23 protein-coding genes and 1 tRNA gene are annotated in these 20,919 nt (G+C 30.0%); 13 read left to right on the top strand and 11 right to left on the bottom strand.

Annotated features, from left to right (window positions below):
* The first annotated feature begins 35 nt into the window (after positions 1–35).
* The 3 genes from AC5SML_RS06750 (at position 36) to AC5SML_RS06740 (ending at position 1,468) form a co-directional block, all read left to right on the top strand.
* Entirely contained in the window at positions 36–890 is an 855-nt protein-coding gene (locus AC5SML_RS06750; protein WP_020168937.1) for a sulfotransferase domain-containing protein, read from the top strand.
* 136 nt (positions 891–1,026) lie between these two features.
* A tRNA-Gly gene (locus AC5SML_RS06745) sits at positions 1,027–1,101 on the top strand.
* 22 nt (positions 1,102–1,123) lie between these two features.
* On the top strand, positions 1,124–1,468 hold the full coding sequence (locus AC5SML_RS06740; protein ID WP_494617129.1) for a 4a-hydroxytetrahydrobiopterin dehydratase: 345 nt from the start codon (positions 1,124–1,126) through the stop codon (positions 1,466–1,468).
* Here AC5SML_RS06740 and purH read toward each other — a convergent pair.
* From purH to AC5SML_RS06710, 6 genes are all read right to left on the bottom strand, one after another.
* On the bottom strand, positions 1,458–3,014 hold the full coding sequence (gene purH / locus AC5SML_RS06735) for a bifunctional phosphoribosylaminoimidazolecarboxamide formyltransferase/IMP cyclohydrolase (RefSeq protein WP_494617128.1): 1,557 nt from the start codon (positions 3,012–3,014) through the stop codon (positions 1,458–1,460). The genes AC5SML_RS06740 and purH overlap by 11 nt on opposite strands.
* Complete coding sequence (locus AC5SML_RS06730) at positions 2,993–4,603, bottom strand: heparinase II/III family protein (RefSeq protein ID WP_494617126.1); 1,611 nt, start codon at positions 4,601–4,603, stop codon at positions 2,993–2,995. Before AC5SML_RS06730 ends, purH begins: the two co-directional genes overlap by 22 nt.
* A 4-nt stretch (positions 4,604–4,607) precedes the next feature.
* Positions 4,608–5,267 carry a ribulose-phosphate 3-epimerase gene (gene rpe / locus AC5SML_RS06725; protein ID WP_020168933.1) on the bottom strand — a complete coding sequence of 220 codons (660 nt, stop codon included), beginning with the start codon at positions 5,265–5,267 and terminating at the stop codon, positions 4,608–4,610.
* 28 nt (positions 5,268–5,295) lie between these two features.
* A complete protein-coding gene (locus tag AC5SML_RS06720) occupies positions 5,296–5,652 on the bottom strand; it encodes a hypothetical protein (protein WP_006997590.1) in 357 nt (118 codons plus the stop codon).
* 78 nt (positions 5,653–5,730) lie between these two features.
* On the bottom strand, positions 5,731–7,539 hold the full coding sequence (locus AC5SML_RS06715) for a sodium:solute symporter family protein (RefSeq protein ID WP_011281626.1): 1,809 nt from the start codon (positions 7,537–7,539) through the stop codon (positions 5,731–5,733).
* Positions 7,539–7,799: a DUF4212 domain-containing protein gene (locus AC5SML_RS06710; RefSeq protein WP_006997592.1), complete on the bottom strand. Its 261-nt coding sequence runs from the start codon at positions 7,797–7,799 to the stop codon at positions 7,539–7,541. The genes AC5SML_RS06715 and AC5SML_RS06710 overlap by 1 nt, the downstream gene beginning before the upstream one ends.
* A 137-nt stretch (positions 7,800–7,936) precedes the next feature.
* Between AC5SML_RS06710 and AC5SML_RS06705 the strand changes: the two genes are divergently transcribed.
* Positions 7,937–8,560: an esterase gene (locus AC5SML_RS06705; protein ID WP_494617123.1), complete on the top strand. Its 624-nt coding sequence runs from the start codon at positions 7,937–7,939 to the stop codon at positions 8,558–8,560.
* On the opposite strand, the gene acs is transcribed toward AC5SML_RS06705, so the two are convergent.
* Genes acs through tsaD form a run of 3 tightly spaced genes read right to left on the bottom strand, consistent with a single transcriptional unit; the run spans position 8,557 to position 12,092 of the window.
* Positions 8,557–10,599 carry an acetate--CoA ligase gene (gene acs / locus AC5SML_RS06700; RefSeq protein WP_494617121.1) on the bottom strand — a complete coding sequence of 681 codons (2,043 nt, stop codon included), beginning with the start codon at positions 10,597–10,599 and terminating at the stop codon, positions 8,557–8,559. The genes AC5SML_RS06705 and acs overlap by 4 nt on opposite strands.
* 6 nt (positions 10,600–10,605) lie before the next feature.
* Positions 10,606–11,019 carry an EVE domain-containing protein gene (locus AC5SML_RS06695; protein WP_020168927.1) on the bottom strand — a complete coding sequence of 138 codons (414 nt, stop codon included), beginning with the start codon at positions 11,017–11,019 and terminating at the stop codon, positions 10,606–10,608.
* Complete coding sequence (gene tsaD / locus AC5SML_RS06690) at positions 11,019–12,092, bottom strand: tRNA (adenosine(37)-N6)-threonylcarbamoyltransferase complex transferase subunit TsaD (RefSeq protein WP_006997597.1); 1,074 nt, start codon at positions 12,090–12,092, stop codon at positions 11,019–11,021. Before tsaD ends, AC5SML_RS06695 begins: the two co-directional genes overlap by 1 nt.
* A gap of 59 nt (positions 12,093–12,151) precedes the next feature.
* On the opposite strand from tsaD, the gene hemC reads away from it, so the two are divergent.
* The 6 genes from hemC to AC5SML_RS06660 are packed head-to-tail and all read left to right on the top strand — an operon-like array spanning position 12,152 to position 17,071.
* Positions 12,152–13,075: a hydroxymethylbilane synthase gene (hemC, locus tag AC5SML_RS06685; RefSeq protein ID WP_494617119.1), complete on the top strand. Its 924-nt coding sequence runs from the start codon at positions 12,152–12,154 to the stop codon at positions 13,073–13,075.
* Between the two features lies 1 nt (position 13,076).
* Positions 13,077–13,775, top strand: a complete 699-nt coding sequence (locus AC5SML_RS06680; RefSeq protein WP_494617117.1) for a uroporphyrinogen-III synthase — start codon at positions 13,077–13,079, stop codon at positions 13,773–13,775.
* 2 nt (positions 13,776–13,777) lie between these two features.
* Positions 13,778–14,863, top strand: coding sequence for a mechanosensitive ion channel family protein (locus tag AC5SML_RS06675; RefSeq protein WP_006997600.1), 1,086 nt, complete (start codon positions 13,778–13,780; stop codon positions 14,861–14,863).
* Positions 14,860–15,150 (top strand): YggT family protein, encoded by a 291-nt coding sequence (locus AC5SML_RS06670; RefSeq protein WP_006997601.1) that lies wholly within the window; start codon positions 14,860–14,862, stop codon positions 15,148–15,150. The genes AC5SML_RS06675 and AC5SML_RS06670 overlap by 4 nt, the downstream gene beginning before the upstream one ends.
* Positions 15,151–15,158: 8 nt before the next feature.
* Positions 15,159–16,004, top strand: coding sequence for a bifunctional 5,10-methylenetetrahydrofolate dehydrogenase/5,10-methenyltetrahydrofolate cyclohydrolase (locus tag AC5SML_RS06665; RefSeq protein ID WP_011281620.1), 846 nt, complete (start codon positions 15,159–15,161; stop codon positions 16,002–16,004).
* A gap of 14 nt (positions 16,005–16,018) precedes the next feature.
* Positions 16,019–17,071 carry an MBL fold metallo-hydrolase gene (locus AC5SML_RS06660; protein WP_494617116.1) on the top strand — a complete coding sequence of 351 codons (1,053 nt, stop codon included), beginning with the start codon at positions 16,019–16,021 and terminating at the stop codon, positions 17,069–17,071.
* A gap of 2 nt (positions 17,072–17,073) precedes the next feature.
* On the opposite strand, the gene AC5SML_RS06655 is transcribed toward AC5SML_RS06660, so the two are convergent.
* Together AC5SML_RS06655 and AC5SML_RS06650 are read right to left on the bottom strand one after the other, a co-directional pair.
* On the bottom strand, positions 17,074–18,165 hold the full coding sequence (locus AC5SML_RS06655; RefSeq protein WP_494617115.1) for a PQQ-dependent sugar dehydrogenase: 1,092 nt from the start codon (positions 18,163–18,165) through the stop codon (positions 17,074–17,076).
* Entirely contained in the window at positions 18,140–18,850 is a 711-nt protein-coding gene (locus AC5SML_RS06650; RefSeq protein ID WP_011281617.1) for an SDR family NAD(P)-dependent oxidoreductase, read from the bottom strand. The genes AC5SML_RS06655 and AC5SML_RS06650 overlap by 26 nt, the downstream gene beginning before the upstream one ends.
* Positions 18,851–18,877: 27 nt before the next feature.
* On the opposite strand from AC5SML_RS06650, the gene AC5SML_RS06645 reads away from it, so the two are divergent.
* Genes AC5SML_RS06645 through AC5SML_RS06635 form a run of 3 tightly spaced genes read left to right on the top strand, consistent with a single transcriptional unit; the run spans position 18,878 to position 20,900 of the window.
* Entirely contained in the window at positions 18,878–20,368 is a 1,491-nt protein-coding gene (locus AC5SML_RS06645) for a cryptochrome/photolyase family protein (protein ID WP_494617114.1), read from the top strand.
* Positions 20,368–20,490 carry a DUF2256 domain-containing protein gene (locus tag AC5SML_RS06640; RefSeq protein WP_018413654.1) on the top strand — a complete coding sequence of 41 codons (123 nt, stop codon included), beginning with the start codon at positions 20,368–20,370 and terminating at the stop codon, positions 20,488–20,490. Before AC5SML_RS06645 ends, AC5SML_RS06640 begins: the two co-directional genes overlap by 1 nt.
* Positions 20,487–20,900: a YqaA family protein gene (locus tag AC5SML_RS06635; RefSeq protein ID WP_494617112.1), complete on the top strand. Its 414-nt coding sequence runs from the start codon at positions 20,487–20,489 to the stop codon at positions 20,898–20,900. Before AC5SML_RS06640 ends, AC5SML_RS06635 begins: the two co-directional genes overlap by 4 nt.
* The last annotated feature ends 19 nt before the right edge of the window (positions 20,901–20,919 follow it).

Below are 20,919 nucleotides of genomic sequence, written 5' to 3'. Positions count from 1 at the left end.
TAGAATAACTATTATTCATCTATAATAATTGTACAATGATATTCTGGATAGCATCTTACCCAAAAAGTGGAAATACTTGGTTAAGAACTTTGATTAGTACTTATTATTATTCCAAAAATGGGATTTTTGATCAAAGTATTTTAAAAAATATAGGACAGTTCCCAGAAAAGAGACATTTTGTAGGTTTTAACTATGATCAAGAAAATGTGGCAGACACTACAAAACTATGGATTAAATCACAGGAAAAAATTAACGCTGATAAAAAAATAAGATTTTTTAAAACTCATAATGTTTTTGGCAAGGTAAACGGTTATGACTTTACGAATAAACAAAATTCTGCAGGATGTATCTACGTTGTTAGAGACCCCAGAAATGTAATAACGTCATTAAAAAATCATTATGAGATGAATTATGAAACATCTTTAAAATGGATGACTAACTCAAAAAATTATATTTATGATATTCGAAATGTTAAAGAGGATGGTTATAGCGATTTTCAATTTATAAGCTCCTGGAACATGAATTATAAATCTTGGAGGGTTCAAAAAAAAATTCCAATAAAAATAATTCAATATGAAGATTTATTAAAGGAAACGTATGTAGTATTTAAAGATATTATTGAATTTATAAACAAAACTTTAAATATAAAAGAAGAATTAAATAGAGATAAATTAAAAAATTCAGTCAACTCTACTTCTTTTAACAAACTAAAAAGTGACGAAAAGAAAAATGGTTTTGTTGAAGCTGTGCCTTCAAAAAAAAATGAGAAAAAAATTCCTTTTTTTAATTTGGGTCCTGACAATGACTGGAGAAAAATTTTGGATAAAGATCAACAATCAAATTTAACAAAAATCTTCAAAGAAGATTTAATCGAACTTGGTTATGAGTAAAAATACCTAGATAGGCTTAACTTCAATTTTAGCAAATAGTGTTTTTTTTGATCTTTTTTAGAAAATTTTGATATTAATTAAAAACTTTATTATTGCTTGCTTTGAAAAAACCATCTATTTATATTGTCTTTTATAAGCGGGTCTAGCTCATTGGTAGAGCGAATCGTTGCCAACGATTAGGTAGAGGGTTCGATTCCCTTGACCCGCTCCAAAATTTTAAAACATACTAATCAATGAGTGATTTACTTAATAAAAAATGTGTACCATGTGAGGGTGGAATTTTACCTTTTGATATTAGTGAAATTCATAAATATCAAAAAAAAGTTGATGGTTGGGATGTAAAAAAAAATATAAAAGAAATATATTTTTTAGAGAAAAATTTTATTTTTAAGAATTTTGTTAATAGTCAAAATTTTATAAATAAAGTTAGTGAAATATCTGAAAATGAAAATCATCATCCAGATATTTCTTTTGGTTGGGGATATGCTAAAATTGTAATTACTACTCACGCTATTGAAGGACTGTCAGAAAATGATTTTATTTTAGCAGCTAAAATTGATCAAATTTTTAATGTCTAAAATGTCTCGTTTTTGAGAAAACTAAAATAGTACCAGTTTGGTTTGCAAATTTTATTATCTCTTTATCTCTAATTGATCCAGAAGGCTGTATTACAGCTGAAACTCCTGATTGTACTAATTTTTCAATACCATCAACAAATGGAAAAAATGCATCAGAGGCTGCTACAACATCTTCATTTAAGTTTTGGAATTTATTCATTTTATCTATAGCAATTTGACAGCTATCAAGTCTACTAGGTTGTCCTGAACCAATACCAACTGTTGCTTCTTGGCTTGCAAGAACAATTGCATTTGATTTTACATATCTACAAACATTAAATGCAAAAATTAAATTTTTTAACTGAGATTTATTTGGTTTTAGTTTTGAAACGACTTTGAAATCTTTAGGTTTAAAAACTTTTAAATCCTCAGATTGTGTTAAAATAGATTCGTTCACAGAGCCAAATCTTATTAAATCTTTCATCATAAATTCTGATGCATCAATAATTCTTATATTTTTTTTCTTTTTTAAAATTTTTAAAGCATCAGTTTGAAAACCATTAGCAATAATAACTTCTAAGAAAATTTTATTTAGCTCTAATGCTAGAGTTTTATTTATTTTGAAATTACAAGAAACTATGCCACCAAAAGCGCTAACTGGATCAGAAGCAAGAGCCAATTTATAACTTTTTAAACTATTTTTTTCGATTGAAACACCGCAAGGATTAGCGTGTTTAACTATAACGGTTCCGGAGTTTTTTGGTAAAGATTTTGATATTGTTAATGCAGAAAAAATATCATTATAATTATTATAACTTAACTGCTTACCATGAATTTGTTTAATATTAAGATTTTGAGCTTTAGAATAAATTGCAGCTTCTTGATGTGGATTTTCACCATATCTTAATTTTTCAATTAAATTTCCATAAATAATTTTTTTTTTGGGAAAATTGTTTTTTTTAATTTTATTAAAATAGTTAGAAATTACAGCATCATAATAAGCTGTTTCAGAAAAGGCCTCTAAGGACATCTTTTCTCTAAATTCAATAGATGTTGATCCTTTATTATTTTCTAATTCATTAATTAAGGTTTCATATTGATCTGAGGATGTAATAACAGTAACATCGTTATAGTTTTTGGCAGCTGCCCTAACCATAGTGGGACCTCCAACATCAATATTCTCTATTATTTTTGAATGATTGGTTGTTTGATCTAAAGTTTTTTCAAAAGGATAAAAGTTAACAATAACAAGGTCAATTTTATCATATTGATTAGCTTTTAGTTCTTTAGTGTGAGATTTGTCGTTTCTTTTACTTAATATACCAGCATGAATTTTTGGGTGTAGTGTTTTAACTCTTCCACCAAGAATTTCTGGTGAGCCCGTATACTCTGAAACTTCTTGGCATTTAAATTTAAGTTTCTTTATTTCTTTAAAGGTGCCTCCAGAGCTAATTAATTCAATTTTGTATTTCGCTAAAACTCTTAAAAGACTGCCTAAATCTTTTTTATCAGATACTGAAATAAGAGCTTTTTTTATTTTTTTCATTATAATTTTGTGATTTCCCATCTTATAGTTTGATTTTCTTCATTAGTCATTCCTGAAATAAATATATTTTGATTATTTGTAAAAGAATTTTTTTCTCCAAAATATAACCCTTCTTCAATATTTATCTTAGAATTTTCTGAGCTAAATTTCCAACCTTCTCCATCAAGATCAATAAGTATTGATTTTTCATCTTGAGTTTTCATTAATCGAATATTTGGCTCCAAGTGAAATCTAATATCAAATTTTAAGTTTTTAATACCCTTGTTAGAAATAATTTTATCATGGCCAATGAATTTTAATTGTTCTGGGTAAAATTCTATTTCTCGATCATGAACAATACCAAGTGGTTTTGAATAGCCATCATGAGAAGCATTAATTTTCCAATAATTTTTTTCAAATACTACTTTTTTTTTTAATATTCTTAATTCTTGATTAATTTTAGATTTTTTACCTCTTACTTTGTTAAAATTACAAGAGGATTTATCATCTAAAATTAGTGTGCTATGGACTGCGCTTGACTTAGATATCTCATTTAATTGATGATCAATTTTTTGAAAATAACCACAATTACTAATTAATTTTTTATTATTTGATATAATCTCAAAAGATAAAGCACCAGCTTGATAATCTGAAGATAATTTTTTATTTGGGCTCGATCCAATATCCATTATTAAAGAATTTTTTTTATTATTAAGGACAACATAGCCACCCAGCTCATTATTTTGATTTTTAAAATTATATCCAAGTCTTTTTAAATAAAGGTCAAAATTATGGTTATTTGTTTTATGATTACCATTAAAGAGAAAATCTATTTTATTGTTTTGCCAAATAAAAGCGTAAGCCTGACCTAAATAATATATATTTTCATTTATAAAATCTGGTATTTCATTTTGAGATTCTTTGAACCATTCCCTAATTAATATAAAATATTTTAAGTAAAAACTTAACTGTCTAATATTCCTTGATTTTGGAAAGCCATCATTATCCAATGAATATTTGGCTAGTTTTTTTAGTAAACTTAACCCAGTATTTAAATAATTATTATTTTGAGGGTACGATAGACCAGTTAAAATGATAGCTGCACACCCTATAATTTTATTATCGATTAATTCAGAGATTTCAATTTCATTAATAAGGTGATTGATCTGCTTCTTTATAGTGCCGTTAAACTTGTCTTTATAATCTATATTGCCATCTTCATAGGTAAGCCTAGAATTTGAAATCCAAGCTATTATTCTTTTTCCAATTATATCAATTTTCCAATTTTTAGAGTTGTACCTGTCATTTGTATTAATCCATTGATTAATGACATTTTGAGTATCTTTTTTTGAAGATCTAAGATCTAGGCTAAATAGCCAAAAAAAACTGTTTAAATTTTGTTGGTCTTTTTCTTTTAAATTTGGATTATCCCAAATTTCATTTAACGAATAATTTTCTATGTTAATCTTTTTTTTATCATATTTTATAAGGCCATCTAACAAGCTAGGGCTTGGCTGATATTCTAGTAACTCAATAGAAGAGGGTGTAATTTTTTTATTATATAGATAGGAGTTTAAATAAAAGTGACGAATTTTTTTTTTAATAAGCCTAAATGAATTGTTTAAAATCATTATTCTAACTTGATTTTAAAAGGTCTATATTTTTTTTTATATCTCCATTGTTATTTTTAAATATAGTTGTCCCAGAAACTAAAATATTTGCTCCAGCTTCTATTGCTAGTTTATTATTATCAAAATTGATTCCACCATCAATCTCGATATCAAAATCTATATTTTTTTGATCTCTTATTTTTTTTAATTCTTTAATTTTTTCTAAAACTTCTGGCATAAATTTTTGTCCTCCAAATCCAGGGTTTACGCTCATAATTAGAACTAAATCTATCTCATTTAATAAGTCAGTTATTAAATTAATTTTACTTTCTGGATTTAAAGAAACCCCCACTTTTTTTCCTAAACTTTTAATATGTTCAATAGAGACTGCTAAATTTTCAGTTGCTTCTGGGTGTATAGTAATAATATCTGCACCTGCATCTGCATAATCTTTAATATACTTATGCACAGGTGAAATCATTAAATGAACATCAAATGGTAGTTTTGTAAATTTTCTTAATGATTTTATGATTGGTGGACCCATGGTTAAATTAGGAACAAAATGACCATCCATCACATCCACATGGATCATATCTGCACCACCTTCTTCAAGTCTTTTTATTTCATTTCCTAATTGACTAAAGTCAGCAGATAAAATTGAAGGAGATATTTGTATTTTTTTCATTGATTGCTAGCTCTACTAGTATCAATTTTTAAAATTTAATTGAATTAAATAATTGATAAATTTGTTTAGAAATTTCACTTTCTAGAGGAAATGACAACATTCCCATTACAGAATAACCTAAGACCCATGGCATAAAGTAAAATCTAATCATATAAAAGAACCATGCTACATATAATGGTACCAGAGGTCCTATAATGAAAGAAGGGGTTATTGGTTTAAAAATTTTTATTAGTGGATCGGTATATTTGACAAAAATCTTCATAAAAAAGAACTCTGAGTCTTCTTTTTGAAAAATATTCATCGCAACTCTTCCTATTAAAGTCCACATAATCATACCAAATAAGTAATCTATAAAATAAATTAAGGGATGGAAGTTTGCTGACATTTAATGAGTTATATTAGAAATGAGATTAAATTAAAAGGGGCGAAATTAATCGCCCCTTAAAATTAAAGTTTATTAGTTCTACTTACCAGTAACAGTTTTACCACTTGGTATACGAACTTCATCAACCATTTTTTGAATTGATTTATCTGGTTCTTGAGTCATTAAACTCACTACAACCATTGAAACAAAACTAACAGCTGCTCCGAAGATACCAAATGTTAGCTGAGTAAGTCCTAAGAACCCACTTCCACCATTTCTTACCCATACAAGGTACCAAATAGCAGAACCAAGACCTAAAACCATACCAGCAATAGCACCTTCTCTGTTAGCTCTCTTCCACCATACACCAAGTACAAGTGGGAAGAACAATCCAGACATCGCAAAGTCAAAAGCCCAGATCACTGAACCTAAGATACCTTGGATCTCCATTGCCGCAATAGTTGCTCCAGCAAAACCAATTATTACAAGTAATACCCTTGCAACAAGAAGTCTTTTTGCAGTCTCTGCTTTTGGATCAATCATTTTGTAATAAACGTCATGAGAGATCGCATTTGCAATTGCTAGAATCAAACCATCAGCTGTTGACATGGCAGCAGCCATACCTCCAGCAGCAACCAGTCCTGAGATTACATAAGGTAATCCAGCTATTTCTGGTGTTGCTAACACAACCGCTTTACCACCCATGAAAAACTCGTTTAACTCAAGAGTTCCATTGCCGTTAAAGTCACTGATGAACATCAAGTTTGCTTGATTCCAGTTTTGGAACCAATCTATTGATTGAACTTCAGCAAATGATTTACCAATAATACCTGTTGGTAGTGTTGGATCGATCAACGATAGTTTAGATAGTGTTGCTAACATTGGTGCAGAAGAATACAGAAGGAAGATAAAGAATAACGACCAACCAACTGATTTTCTAGCTGCTTTTACACTTGGAGTAGTAAAGTATCTCATCATCACGTGCGGTAATGAAGCTGTTCCCATCATCATCGCCAATGCTAATGAAATAAATGCCCAAGGCGTTGCATTTACTGCAGAGTGTGCTTTAGTTATTCCAGCTAACCCTTTAGGTACCGTTGCTAGATCAGCAGCAGAGTTTTTAACAAAACCAAACTGTTGTTCTAACTCACCAATTCTAGCTACTTCATCAGCTAACATAAAGTGAGGGAAGAAACCTGCACCCATTTTGTTACTGATCCAAAAAATTGGAAGCAAGTAAGCTATAATTAGTACGATATATTGTGCAACCTGTGTCCAAGTTACCGCTCTCATACCCCCTAACATTGAACAAAGTAAAATACTTATTAGTCCAATATATACAGCGTATTTAAAGTCGATATCTAGAGCAACAGATGCAATAGTACCTGTAGCGTTTATCTGTGCAGTCACATACGTAAATGAAGCAACAGTTAAAACTATTACTGCACATAGTCTCGCTAAATTACCACCGTATCTTGTACCTACAAAATCTGGAACTGTGTAACAGCCAAATTTTCTTAAGTATGGTGCTAATAAAGTTGCAACTAATATGTAACCACCAGTCCAACCGACAAGTAGAGCCATATATCCATAGCCTTTGAAGTAAATACCACCTGCCATTGCAACGAATGAAGCACCAGACATCCAGTCTGCCGCCGTCGCCATTCCATTGAATACAGTGGGCACTTGTCTTCCAGCCACGTAATATGCGTCTGCTTGAGCTGTTCTTGATAGATAACCGATCAATGCATAGATGAATATTGTAAAGGCTACAAAAGCAACACCTATTGCTTTAGCAGTCATACCCATCTGTTCACCAATTGCCATTAAGATTATGAAACCTATAAAACCTCCTGTATAGATTCCGTAAACTTTTGGCAAATTGTCTATAAATTTACCTTTAATCATTATTGATCTCCCCTTTCGTTGAAGCCAAATTCTTCATCGATTTTCTCTTGCCTATTAGCAAACCAGAAACATAAAATTACAAAAATTCCAAGAGATCCTTGACATGTAAACCAGTATGTCCATGGATAACCGAAAGGTCCTGTAACCTCATTCATTTCAGCTGCAAAAAGGAAGATGCCGATTGAGAAAACAAACCAAATAGCCAGTGTTACGAATAACAATGATCTAGTCTTTTCCCAGTGTTTTGTTGCGTTTGACATTTATACCTCTCTATTTTTAGTTATAACTACCCTAAACCATAACCATTCTGTAAGTTTTTAAAAGACTTAAAATTGTTCATATTAGGTGCTTATTTACTTACTTTTTTAAGGTATAATGACCATATATATGAATTTTTATGCAAAAATATAAACTCTCTTGGAAAGACATATCGTTTGATGATTTTAAAGTTTACTTGTTTGCCATGTTTAGGGCTTTTATTCCAAAGAAAAAAATTAAGAATTTAGATGAGCTTGAACACTTTATTCAGACAAAATCTGCTTGGGTAACACAAGTAACTTTATATAGTTATTTAAAAACCAGGATGGGAACAAGGTATGTTCTTCATTTTGACAATGACGTGTTCATGGCATCTCTTGATATTGCCAGATGGAATATTTATTCTGTTGCTTTACAGGATCTGACATTATTTACGTTTTCTTATTTAAAAGTTAATTTTAATTATCAAAACATCAACCAGTCTAAAGAGATTTTTTCTAAAATTTTAGATGATGAGATTTCTAATAGGATGCCACTTGATATTATTGAGGAAGCAAAAAAAACTTTTAATGAAAGACTTCAAAATATAAACTGGGAAATTTATTATAAAGATTTACCCTTTAATCCTAGTGCTTTGTCATTATACAAATGGGCACCAATAGCTGAAGAGCTTAAAACTTTAGATCGAAAAATCGTATTGAATTCTATGATATTGAAATGGGATATTATTAAAAAAGAATTTGAGAAATTAATAGAATTTTAAATATTCTTTCTATTATCCACCAAACTTTGCACAACACTTGGGTCTGCTAAAGTTGTTGTATCCCCTAATTGTTCATGTTCATTAGCTGCAATTTTTCTTAAAATTCTTCTCATAATTTTTCCAGACCTTGTTTTTGGAAGACCAGGTGAGAAATGAATAATGTCAGGTGTCGCTAGTACACCGATTTGTTTTCTTACCCAAAGTTTTAAATCTCTCTCAAGATCTAGGTCAGCTATCTCCCCAACATTTAGAGTTACATAACAATATAGGCCATTACCTTTAATGTCATGTGGGTATCCAACTACAGCAGCTTCGGCAACCTTTGGATGAGCAACAAATGCACTCTCAATTTCAGCAGTTCCAAGGTTATGACCAGAGACAATAATTACATCATCTACACGACCAGTTATCCAGTAGTAGCCATCCTTGTCTCTTCTAGCCCCATCCCCAGTAAAGTATTTTCCATCGAACTGAGAGAAATAAGTATCAATAAATCTTTGATGATCACCGTACACAGTTCTCATTTGTCCAGGCCAAGATTGAGAAATGCACAGTCTTCCCTCACCAGCTCCTTTGATTTCTTTACCATCTTTATCAACTATAGAGGGCTTAATTCCATAAAAGGGTTTACTTGCAGAACCAGGTTTTAAATTCATAGCACCTGTTTGTGGACTAATTAATATTCCGCCTGTCTCAGTTTGCCACCATGTATCAACTATTGGGCATTTAGAATTTCCTATTGTTTTATAATACCACATCCAAGCTTCAGGATTTATTGGCTCTCCAACAGTACCTAATAATTTTAAAGATTTTCTTGAGGTTTTTTTAACAGGTTTATCTCCCTCTCTCATTAAAGCTCTAATAGCAGTGGGCGCTGTATAAAAAATATTAACTTTATATTTATCAATGATTTCCCACCATCTTGAGCTGTCAGGGTAGGTTGGAATTCCTTCAAACATTATTGTTGTTGCACCATTAGCAAGAGGGCCATAAATTATATAACTATGGCCAGTAACCCAGCCAATATCAGCTGTACACCAATAAATATCTTTTGGTTTATAATTAAAAATATATTGATGGGTCATAGATGCATAAACCATATAACCACCCGTTGTATGTAAAACCCCCTTTGGTTTTCCAGTAGAACCAGATGTGTAGAGAATAAATAAAGGATCTTCTGCATTCATTTCCTCAGGCTCACATTTAGTTGACATATCTTTAATTAAATCGTCAAACCAAACATCTCTTCCTTTAACCCAATTAACTATATTACCAGTTCTTTTAACAACTATACATTTTTTAACATTTGGACAGCTTCTTAAAGCTTGATCTGTGATCTCTTTTAAAGGAATAGTTTTTCCACCTCTAACTCCTTCGTCAGCTGTAATAATATATTCTGATTCACAATCATTAACTCTGCCAGAAATAGAGTCTGCCGAAAAACCACCAAAAATAATAGAATGAACGGCACCAATTCTAGCACAAGCAAGCATTGTTACAGCAAGCTCTGGAATCATAGTTAAATAAATTGTAACTCTATCACCCTTTTTAATTCCTAATTTTCTTAAACCATTTGCAGTTTTTGAAACTTCATTATGTAATTGTTTGTATGAAATTTTTTTTGTATCTTTTGGGTCATCCCCCACCCAAATAATAGCGGTTTTATCTTTTTTATCTTTAAGGTGACGGTCTATACAATTAGCAGAAGCATTTAAAGTCCCATCTTCATACCATTTAATTCTAACTTCTTTTTTACTGTACTTAACGTCTTTAATTTTTTTATATGGTTTAATCCAAGTAATTCTTTTCCCCTCATTCTTCCAAAAGTCATTGTTATTTTTAATCGAGTCTGAGTATTTTTTTTGGTATTTTGTTTTATTTACTAAAGCACTTTTTACCCACTCAGATTTAGTTTTTATGATTAATTCTTTTTCTTCGATTTTTTTTAAAACCTTTTTCTTAAAAGGCTTTACTTTTTTTTTAGCCTTAGTTTTTTTAGAAACTTTTTTAACTTTTGATATTGATTTTTTTTTTGGCATATATTTCTAAATATTACTCATCTTGTTTAAAATTTTCCAGCTTTTAGAGTCTATCGGCATAACAGATAATCTACTTTGTTTAATAAGTGATAAATGGCTAAGAGACTTGGTTTTTTTAACCTCTTCTAGAGTTACACTTTTCTTTAATTTTTCTTTAAACTTTACTTGAACAGCTACAAATCGTCCATCTTTGTCAGTTTTATCTAAAAAAGCTTCTTTAATAACCTCAACTATACCAACAATTTCTTTACCTATATTTGAGTGATAAAAAAAACAAAGGTCTCCTTTTTTCATTCCTCTTAAATTTTTTGCAGCTTGATAATTTCTTACTCCATCCCAAGGAGCACCTTTAACACCAGCTTTTTTTTGCTGATCAATTGACCAAACGTCAGGTTCTGATTTCATTAACCAATACTGCATTACAATCTTACTCCAGCACCCTTTAAAAAAGCAGCATCTGCATCTAGAGGCCACCTAGGTTTTGCAGGACTATCTAATTCACTAAACTGTTTTAACTTAAATTTTTCTAATCCAACCATTGCAATCATTGCCGCATTATCTCCACATAAATTAATAGGTGGAAATATTGCTTCAAATTCTTCTTCTTTGCAAAGATTAGTTAGAACTTCTCTAATTCTCTTGTTTGCAGCAACACCACCTGCAACTACAAATTTATTTTTAATTGTTGTGTTCATTTTTTTAAATTCTTCAAAAGCAATTTTACTTTTCTTATATAGTATTTCTTCAATTGTTTTTTGAAAAGATGCTGCAAGATCATATTTTTCTTGTTCAGTTTTTATTTGTTTTGATATTTTTAAAACAGCAGTCTTTAAACCCGCAAATGATAAATTACACCCTCCTTTATGAAAAATCGGCTTTGGTAGCTCATATTTATTGGGATCACCTTTTTTTGCATACACTTCAATTTGTGGCCCACCTGGAAATTCTATTCCTAATAATTTTGCCGTTTTATCAAAGGCTTCACCTACAGCATCATCAATAGTTGTTCCTAATCTTTTATAATTTCCTAAGCCTTGCACACTTAAAAATTGAGTGTGACCTCCAGAGATTAAAAGTAATAAATAAGGATAATTTAATTCAGAATTTAGTTTTGGGCTTAATGCATGTCCTTCTAAATGATTAACAGCTATAAAAGGTTTGTTTAGCGAAGAGGCCATTGCTTTTCCAAAACTTAAACCAACAGACAGACAGACCATAAGACCAGGTCCTGCTGTGGCTGCTATTGCATCCAGTTCTTCCATTTTTACTCCACTTTCATCAAATGCTTTTTTTGTGATTAAATCTATTTTTTCCATATGGGATCTTGCGGCAAGTTCTGGCACAACACCGCCAAACTCTTTATGAACATCCACCTGACTTGAAACAATACTTGATAAAATTGTTGGCATACCTTGCTCATTTTCAGTTATGATAGAGGCCGCTGTTTCATCACAGCTTGATTCAATTCCTAAGATTATGGGTTTTTTATTCATTAAATTAGTTTTTATTAATAATACATTCTCAATATAAGTATGAAGTATAAAGCAATTAAATGAAAAATAGAAAAATTATTATAGGCTCTAGAGGAAGCAAATTAGCACTAATCTATGTTGAAAAGGCTAGAGAAAAAATTCTCAAACATTCAAAAGATTTTGGAATTGAAGAAGTAATCATTAAAGAAATTGTAACTAAGGGTGATCAAGTTCAAGACAAAAGATTATCAGAAGTAGGGGGTAAGGGACTTTTCTCAAAAACTATAGAGGTTGAATTATTAGAAAAAAAAATAGATATAGCGGTACATGCATTAAAAGATATGCCTTCTGAAGAAACTAGAGGATTGTTAACAGATTGTTTTTTAGAAAGAAATGATCCTAGAGAAATTTTAATTAGCAAAGACAATAAACATCTAAAAGATTTAGCATCAAATTCAATTATTGGAACATCCTCATATAGAAGAGAATTTCAGATTAAAAAAATAAGAGATGATCTTAATTGTAAATTAATTAGAGGAAACGTTGATACAAGGATAAGAAAACTTAAGGAAAATTTATATGATGCAATTATCTTATCTTATGCTGGAATCGATTCTTTAGGATTAAATCAAAATATCTCTCAAACTTTTTCTACTTCAGAAATTATACCTTGTGCTGGACAAGGAGTTATTGCCTTGCAGTGTAGAGATAACGATGAAAGTTTAATTGAATTATTAAAACAAGTTGATCATCAATCAACACATAGCTCAATAAAAGCTGAAAGAAATGTTTTAAAGGTTTTAGAAGGAGATTGTGAAACAGCAGTAGGAGCATTTGCAAATATTGAGGGGAATAAAATTAATCTTGAAGTAGAGCTTTTTTCACTAGACGGCAGTAAAAGATTTTATTTAAAATCATCTGAAAGTGTAGATAAAGCAGAAGAATTGGGAATAGAGATGGGAAAAACTCTTAAAAAGATGTCTAATAATTCTTACAAAAAATAATATGCATATTTTATTTACAAGACCTCTAGAAGATTGTCATGAAATGATATTAAAATTTCAATCATTGGGTCATGAAATATCTCATTTACCTTTAATTAATATTGAAGGTTTAAAATACGAAGCACCAAACTATTCGGAGTTTAAAGCAATTATTTTTACCAGTGCTAATGCTGTTAAATTTTTGGACATTAAGAACATTGATAAAAAATTAAAATGCTTTTGTGTTGGAAGTGCTACTGAAAAAAAAGCCAGAAGTGTTGGTTTTCAAAATGTTTTTGCAGCTGAAGGAAATGTTAGTAATCTTAAGGAATTAATTTTGCAAAATTTTAAACCTTCTGATGGAAAGCTAATTTATATAAGTGGAGAAATAATTTCTAGTGATTTGGACAAAGAGCTTATTTCGAATGGGTATACGATAGAACGATTAATTAATTACAGAGCTAACCCAATTGAAAAATACGATGAAAGCTTTATCGAAAAATTAAAATTAAAAATGCCTGAAATTACTTACATTTATTCGCAAAATAGTGCGATTAATTTTTTAAAAGTAATTAAAAATTATCAGCTAGAAACCCTATGGATGAATACTAATTTAATGTGCATTGGAGAAAAAACCTCTTCAATTCTTAATGAAATAAAGTGGAAAAAAATTTTTCTTTTTAACCCTGGAGAAGAGGAATTTTTGCTATATAAAATTTAGCTATGGACATTTTTAACAATTTTAGTGACCTATTTTTTTCAGTTTGGTCAAAGGGAATTCACGGTATTGATATTTTTCAAATATTAATTGGAATTGGGATTTTTTTTATTTTTTTAATTTTTAGAGGAATTATCAGTAAAGTAATTATTAAAAGATTAGAAAGTATCTCTAAAAGAACAACCAATAAACTAGATGACACTTTCGTCCATGCGATGGTTGGGCCAGCAAGATTTCTTCCCATTGTTCTAGGTTTTTTTATTGCAAGTTATTACATGTCTTTTGGAGAAGATGGTAAAGTAGCTATTGATACAATTAATAGAACTTTAATAACTATTTTTATTTTTTGGGTGATACATCAAATTGTTGAACCCATCTCTTATATTTTAAGTGGTTTAGATAAAATGTTAACTAGAGAGTTAATTGGCTGGATTATTAAATCATTAAAAATTTTGATTTTCATTCTAGGCTTAGCGGCTGTTCTTGAACTTTGGGGAATAAAAATTGGACCAATTATTGCTGGACTGGGTTTATTTGGTGTTGCAGTTGCTTTAGGTGCACAAGACTTATTTAAAAATTTAATATCAGGAATTTTAGTTTTAGTTGAAAAAAGATTTAAGATCGGCGATTGGATTTTAGTTGAAGGAACAATTGAAGGTATTGTCGAAAAAATTGGATTTAGATCAACAGTGATTAGAAAATTTGATAAATCTTTAGCAATAATTCCAAACTTTCAATTTGCTGAAAACTCAGTAGTTAATATTAGTGAAACAACCAATTGGAGAATAAGATGGTCCATTACTCTTCAATACGATACCACTGTTGCACAGTTAAAAAAAGTAAGAGAAGAAATAGAAAACTATATTAATAAAAGCGAGGACTTTAGCCAAAGTGTTGGTGTTGCGGTAAGAATTGAAAAGTTTTCTGATAGCTCAATAGATTTATTAGTTAGATGTTTTACGGCCAGCAACAGTTGGAGCGACTCTCTTTTAGTTAAAGAAAGATTAGCGATTGCAATTAAAGAAATAGTAGAAGGAAACAAAGCTTCATTCGCATTCCCAAGTCAGTCAATTTATATCGAGAAAAAATGATAGCAATTTTTTATTTGGTTCTTCAAATATTAAAGCTCTATTCTTATGTGGTAATTGCAAATGTAGTTATCAGCTGGCTTGTTGCATTTAATGTTTTAAATACTCAAAATAGATTTGTTTATTCTATTTTAGAGGTGACTTATCGATTAACAAATCCTGCACTTAATAAAATAAGAAGTTTTTTACCTAATTTAGGATCAATAGATATTTCACCAGTTATATTACTTTTATTGATTTGGTTTATAGAAATGTGTATGAAGTTGTACATTGCGCCAATGATTTTTTAGAGGAACACATGATCTTAATAGATGGGAAAAAAATAGCAGCTGAACTTAGAGAGCAATTAAGACAAGAGGTCGTAGAGCTAAAAGCTAAACACAATAAAATTCCTGGGCTTACAGTTATTTTAATTGGAGAAATGGCCCCTAGTCAAATTTATGTTCGTATGAAAGAGAAAGCTGCGAATGAAGTAGGGTTAAAATCTGAAGTAATTAGATACCCTGAAGCTGTGGAAGAAAAAACAGTATTAGATAAAATTGAGGAATTAAATAAAGATGAAAGTATTTCAGGAATTTTAGTTCAACTACCTTTACCAAAACATATCGATAAGCAAAAAGTTATTGAAACTATTTTACCAGGAAAAGATGTTGATGGGTTTCACCCAATGAATGTTGGAAATCTTTCTTCAGGTTATGAAAGTTCAGTTCCTTGTACTCCTTTAGGATGTTATTTAATGATTAAAAAAATTGAACCAAATTTGAGTGGAAAAAAAGCTGTTATGATTGGTAGATCAAATTTAAACGGTAAACCAATGGCGCAGTTACTTTTAAAAGAAAATTGCACAGTAACAATTACTCATTCAAAGACTAAAGATTTAAAAGCAGAATGCTTGGAGGCAGATATTATAGTTGCTGCTGTTGGCATTCCAGAGCTTGTGAAAGCGGACTGGGTTAAAAAAGATGCAATTGTAATAGATGTTGGGATTAATAAAACTGAAAACGGTATTGTCGGTGACGTTGCATTCGAAGAAGTTTCAAAAGTTGCAAGAGCTTTAACACCTGTTCCAGGTGGAGTAGGGCCAATGACTATTGCCTGCTTGTTAAAAAATACTATTGAGTGTTTTAAAAGATCTCAAAAATAAAAATATCAATATAGGTGGCAAAATTTATAATTTTTATATTTATAATTATTGCATATAACTCATCACTAATTGCTATGGAAAAAAAACCTTATCATCATTTACCAGATGGAACTTTTAGAAATCCAGAAGGATCACCTGTTAGAACTAGTCAAGCGAAGTTTTCTTACACACAATTCATTAAATTGAAAAAGAAAATAGACATGACGGTCCCTAAAGAACACGTTGTTGATAAAGAAAAAGTTTTATCTGATTTGGAAAAGTATAAAAATGAAGATTATATTGCTTGGATTGGTCATGCTACTTACTTAATTAAACTTGGAGATACAACAATTATAACTGATCCAGTGTTTTCAAAAAATGCGGGACCTTTAATTTTTGGCCCAGACAGATTTACTGAGCCTGCCTTAAATTTAAATGAAATTCCAAAGACTGATTTATTGTTATTAACACATAATCACTATGATCATCAAGATATGGGAACCATTAGAAAATATCCGTTTAAGAATACAAAAGTTTTGGCACCACTAAATCTTGGAAAATACTTTACAAAAAATAAATTTAAAGATGTAAATGAAATGGATTGGTATGAGGAAATTCAAGTTAATGATGATCTGAAAGTAACATTACTCCCAGCTGTCCATTGGTCGAAGAGAAGCCTTACAGATATGAACAAAACACTCTGGGGCAATTTCTTAATTGAATATAAGGGTAAAAAAATCTTATTTGCTTGCGATACTGGCTATGGAAATATTTACAAAGAATTAGGTGAAAAATATGGTCCAATTGATTTAACAATGATTAATATTGGAGCTTATGACTTTAAGCCTATGTTTGATAAATCGATTTATCACACAACACCAGAAGAAGCTTTAAATGTAGCAAAAGATTTAAGAAGTAAAAAGGTTATGGGAACACACTGGGGAACTTTTGTTTTATCGCTGGAACCTATTATGGAACCACCAGTAAGATTTAAAGCTAGTGCTGAGGAGTATGGTTTTAAAAAAGGTGATGCTGTAATCTTTAAAATTGGAGAGATAAATTCATTAAAAAATATATTATCTAATTAAGATTATTTTTTTTCCATTAACCATAAAGCATTTTCACTTAAGAAAAATATTTTACCATTAGATGGATGAACTTGAATATCTCTTATTCTTCCAACATTATCTTTAAATATAACATCTTCTTTCACATTAGTTGGATCATTAAATATTAGTTTTCTTAAAGATCTATCTTTTAAAGAAGTAATTAGCGCATGCCCATTCCACTCTTTAAACTCATTTCCTTTGTAAATTGTAATAGCACTTGTAGCTATGGAAGGTACCCAATATTGAATTGCTTTAGTAAAACCTAGCTTCCATTTTGGGCCAATAGGAATTCCAGAATAATTTTTTCCACCCCAGCCTAAAATTTTCCATCCATAATTTTCTCCTTTTTTAGCTTCTCCAAACCAATCACCACCTCTTGCTCCATGATTACTTAAATATATTTTTCCATCATAATCAGAGAGTGTTAAACCTTGTGGATTACGAACACCTATTTGATAAATTTCAGGCAACCAATCTGGTTTACCAGTAAACTTTGGGTTATCTTTAGGAATACGACCATCAGTATGAATTCTAATAATACTACCAGGATGTTTTGTGGGATCTTGGGCAATCATACCTTGGCCTCTTTCACCAGCTGATGCATAAATATAATTATCTTTAATCGCTAATCTTGAACCAAAATGATAACCAGAATCTATAGGAGGGTTTGCTTGAAAAATATTTTTAAAATTTAATTCTTGTTTGTTTAATTGTGCTTTTGCAATTGATGTGCTTGTTTTTAAATTTCCCCTATCTTCTGAATAAGAAATCCACAGAGTATTATCTTGGTAAATAATATCTAATAACCCACCTTGGCCGACTTCTAAAAAATTAAGATTATGTTTAATCTCTGTAACTTCTTTTGAAATAAGATTAATAATTTTAATTTTTCCACTTTTTTCAGTAATAATGATTTCATCATTGTTAATAAAGGATGATCCCCAAGGTTCATCTAACTCTATAATTTTAGTGAATGTATAATTATTGGAATAGCTTTTTGAAGCAAAGAAAAGAAAAAAAATTACTAATAAAAAATATTTTTTCACTTTAAGAAAGTTTTGATCTACCACCATCAACAGCTATTATCTGTCCAGTAATCCAAGAACTCTCTTCAGTAATTAAAAATTTTGCAAGCGCTGCAGAATCTTTTCCTTCACCCAATCTTTTAAGAGGATGAGCTTTAGCAATTCCTTCTGCAATTGCAGGATTTTTTAACATTGGTTCTGCAATTTTAGATTTTGATAAACTGGGTGCAATACAATTCACTCTAATATGTGGAGCAAACTCAGCAGCAAGTGTAACAGTTAGTCCCTCAACTGCAGCTTTAGCAGAAGCAATAATTGTGTGATTAGTAAAACCTCTTTGAGCAGCAACAGTTGAAAATAAAACAACTGAGCCTTTGTTCTTTTTTAAACTTTCTTGAAATCCTTTTATCGCTTCAATAGCTGAATAAAGGTTTAGTTTCATACATTTATTCATGTCTGCTTCTGTAACCATCCTTAATGGTTTTAAATCAATAGATCCCACACAGTAAGCGATACCCTTAATTTCACTAATGTCTGATTTTACTTTTTCTATAAATCCTTCTTCTAAAACGTCAGCAACCGTATAAGTGCAGCCTAATTTTTCTGCAATAGTTTTAACTTCATTTTCATTTCTTGCTATTAGGTGAATATCATTTCCTGAATTTTTCAATTGTTCAGCTAAGCTGGAACCCACAGAACCTGTCGCACCAAAAATAAGATATTTTTCTGACATATAATTTTTATTTAGTTATATTTAACTATGAAATTGTTTTTTATACTTGGCAATCAATTATTTCCATTAAAATACGTAGACCGCTTCAAAAAGGACCACTCTTTTTACATGGCAGAAGACTATGAACTATGTACTTATGAAAAGCATCATAAACAAAAGATCCTGCTATTTCTCTCTTCTATGAGGTCTTATGCAGATATGCTTAAAGCAAATAAATACAAACTTGAATATTCTAAAATTGAGGACAAAGATTTTAAAGATACTTATTTTAAAAAATTAAAAATTATCATTAATCAAAAAAAAATTACTGAAATTTCAAGTTTTGAGGTTGAGGATAAATCTTTTGAAAAGAAAATTTCACAATTCTTAAAAAAAGAAAAAATTAACTGGAATATTGTTCAAACTCCAATGTTTTTAAACTCAAGAGATGAGTTTAAAAATTATTTAGTAAAATCAAAAAAACCTTTTATGGCAACATTTTACAAAGAAGTTCGTAAAAAATCTGGAATATTAATGGGAGCAGATGGAAATCCTATTGGGGGTAAATGGAGTTTTGATGAAGATAACAGAAATAAATTACCAAAAGATATATCAATACCAAAATTTCCAAAAATTAACGAAACTAATCATACTAAAAAATTAAAACCAATTATTGAAAAATTATTTAAAGATCATCCTGGTAGCACAAATGATTTTTGGTTAGCAACAGAATACAATGATGTGGTCAAACTTTTAGATTTTTTTATTAAAGAAAAATCAAATTTATTTGGCGATTATGAAGATGCTGTTAATCAAAAAGACAATATTTTATTTCATAGCGCATTAAGCCCGTACATTAATTTAGGATTGATAACCCCTGAAATTATCATTCAAAAAATTTTAGAATTTCATAAAAAACACAAAATTAGAATGAACTCACTTGAAGGTTATATTCGTCAAATAATAGGCTGGAGAGAGTTCATGCGTGGAATTTATCAAGGTTACTCTGATGAAATGGAAACAAAAAATTTTTTTAACCATGAGAGAAAAATGAAAAAGTCTTGGTATGAAGGCACAACAGGTTTGCCTCCATTGGATCATGCAATTAAAAATGCCGTTAATCATGGCTGGTCTCACCATATTGAAAGATTGATGATTTTATCAAATATAATGAACCTTTGTGAGGTGAAACCAACAATTGTTTATAAGTGGTTTATGGAAATGTTTGTAGATTCTTCTGATTGGGTGATGGTTCCTAATGTTTATGGAATGGGCTTATTTAGTGATGGAGGTATTTTTGCAACGAAACCATACATTTGTGGATCAAGTTATTTTATGAAAATGATGGATTTTAAAAAAGGGGAATGGTGTAATACGATGGATGGTCTTTATTGGAGGTTTATAGATAAAAATAGAAAATTTTTTTTAAAGAACCCTAGATTGTCTATGATGGTTTATGTTTTTGATAAAATGAAAGATGAAAGAAAGAAAATGATTTTATCTGAAGCTGATAAATTTATTAAACAAAATACTATTTAATGAAAAAAGAAAATCTACCTTCAAAAGTTTGTCCCGTTTGTAAAAGACCTTTTGTTTGGCGTAAGAAATGGAAGCTTAATTGGGATAAGGTAAAGTATTGCTCCAAAAAGTGTTCTAAGTGATTTACTTATCTTTATTTGCTATATCTTTTTTAGCTGCAACAATTTTACCATTTTCATCTGAGCTCACATTGGCAGGATTAATTGCAACATCAAATTTTGATAATTTATTATTGTTAATTGTTGCTAGTTTTGGGAATATCTTGGGATCAGTTGTTAACTGGGTCTTGGGATTTTATTCAAGAAATCTTAGTACAAAAAAGTGGTTTCTGTTTAAAGACAAACAAATAGAAAGCTCTTCAAAATGGTTTAATAAATTTGGTAAATGGTCATTATTATTTGCTTGGGTTCCAATAATAGGTGATCCACTGACTTTAGTTGCAGGTTTATTAAGAGTTAGATTTTTAGATTTTATTATTTTAGTGGCAATTGGAAAAGTAAGTAGGTACGTCTTAATTTATTATTTGTTTTAATATTTACTGAATTTATCCA

The sequence above is a fragment of the Candidatus Pelagibacter sp. PS_17 genome (assembly GCF_059417945.1).
This window is presented reverse-complemented; position numbering and strand designations above follow the sequence as displayed.

Bases quoted from the DNA above. Each gene is read 5' to 3' on its own strand.
- AC5SML_RS06750 (WP_020168937.1), top strand. From the start codon at position 36: ATGATATTCTGGATAGCATCTTACCCAAAAAGTGGAAATACTTGGTTA.
- AC5SML_RS06740 (WP_494617129.1), top strand. From the start codon at position 1,124: ATGAGTGATTTACTTAATAAAAAATGTGTACCATGTGAGGGTGGAATT.
- purH (WP_494617128.1), bottom strand. From the start codon at position 3,014: ATGGGAAATCACAAAATTATAATGAAAAAAATAAAAAAAGCTCTTATT.
- AC5SML_RS06730 (WP_494617126.1), bottom strand. From the start codon at position 4,603: ATGATTTTAAACAATTCATTTAGGCTTATTAAAAAAAAAATTCGTCAC.
- rpe (WP_020168933.1), bottom strand. From the start codon at position 5,267: ATGAAAAAAATACAAATATCTCCTTCAATTTTATCTGCTGACTTTAGT.
- AC5SML_RS06720 (WP_006997590.1), bottom strand. From the start codon at position 5,652: ATGTCAGCAAACTTCCATCCCTTAATTTATTTTATAGATTACTTATTT.
- AC5SML_RS06715 (WP_011281626.1), bottom strand. From the start codon at position 7,539: ATGATTAAAGGTAAATTTATAGACAATTTGCCAAAAGTTTACGGAATC.
- AC5SML_RS06710 (WP_006997592.1), bottom strand. From the start codon at position 7,799: ATGTCAAACGCAACAAAACACTGGGAAAAGACTAGATCATTGTTATTC.
- AC5SML_RS06705 (WP_494617123.1), top strand. From the start codon at position 7,937: ATGCAAAAATATAAACTCTCTTGGAAAGACATATCGTTTGATGATTTT.
- acs (WP_494617121.1), bottom strand. From the start codon at position 10,599: ATGCCAAAAAAAAAATCAATATCAAAAGTTAAAAAAGTTTCTAAAAAA.
- AC5SML_RS06695 (WP_020168927.1), bottom strand. From the start codon at position 11,019: ATGCAGTATTGGTTAATGAAATCAGAACCTGACGTTTGGTCAATTGAT.
- tsaD (WP_006997597.1), bottom strand. From the start codon at position 12,092: ATGAATAAAAAACCCATAATCTTAGGAATTGAATCAAGCTGTGATGAA.
- hemC (WP_494617119.1), top strand. From the start codon at position 12,152: ATGAAAAATAGAAAAATTATTATAGGCTCTAGAGGAAGCAAATTAGCA.
- AC5SML_RS06680 (WP_494617117.1), top strand. From the start codon at position 13,077: ATGCATATTTTATTTACAAGACCTCTAGAAGATTGTCATGAAATGATA.
- AC5SML_RS06675 (WP_006997600.1), top strand. From the start codon at position 13,778: ATGGACATTTTTAACAATTTTAGTGACCTATTTTTTTCAGTTTGGTCA.
- AC5SML_RS06670 (WP_006997601.1), top strand. From the start codon at position 14,860: ATGATAGCAATTTTTTATTTGGTTCTTCAAATATTAAAGCTCTATTCT.
- AC5SML_RS06665 (WP_011281620.1), top strand. From the start codon at position 15,159: ATGATCTTAATAGATGGGAAAAAAATAGCAGCTGAACTTAGAGAGCAA.
- AC5SML_RS06655 (WP_494617115.1), bottom strand. From the start codon at position 18,165: ATGGTGGTAGATCAAAACTTTCTTAAAGTGAAAAAATATTTTTTATTA.
- AC5SML_RS06650 (WP_011281617.1), bottom strand. From the start codon at position 18,850: ATGTCAGAAAAATATCTTATTTTTGGTGCGACAGGTTCTGTGGGTTCC.
- AC5SML_RS06645 (WP_494617114.1), top strand. From the start codon at position 18,878: ATGAAATTGTTTTTTATACTTGGCAATCAATTATTTCCATTAAAATAC.
- AC5SML_RS06640 (WP_018413654.1), top strand. From the start codon at position 20,368: ATGAAAAAAGAAAATCTACCTTCAAAAGTTTGTCCCGTTTGTAAAAGA.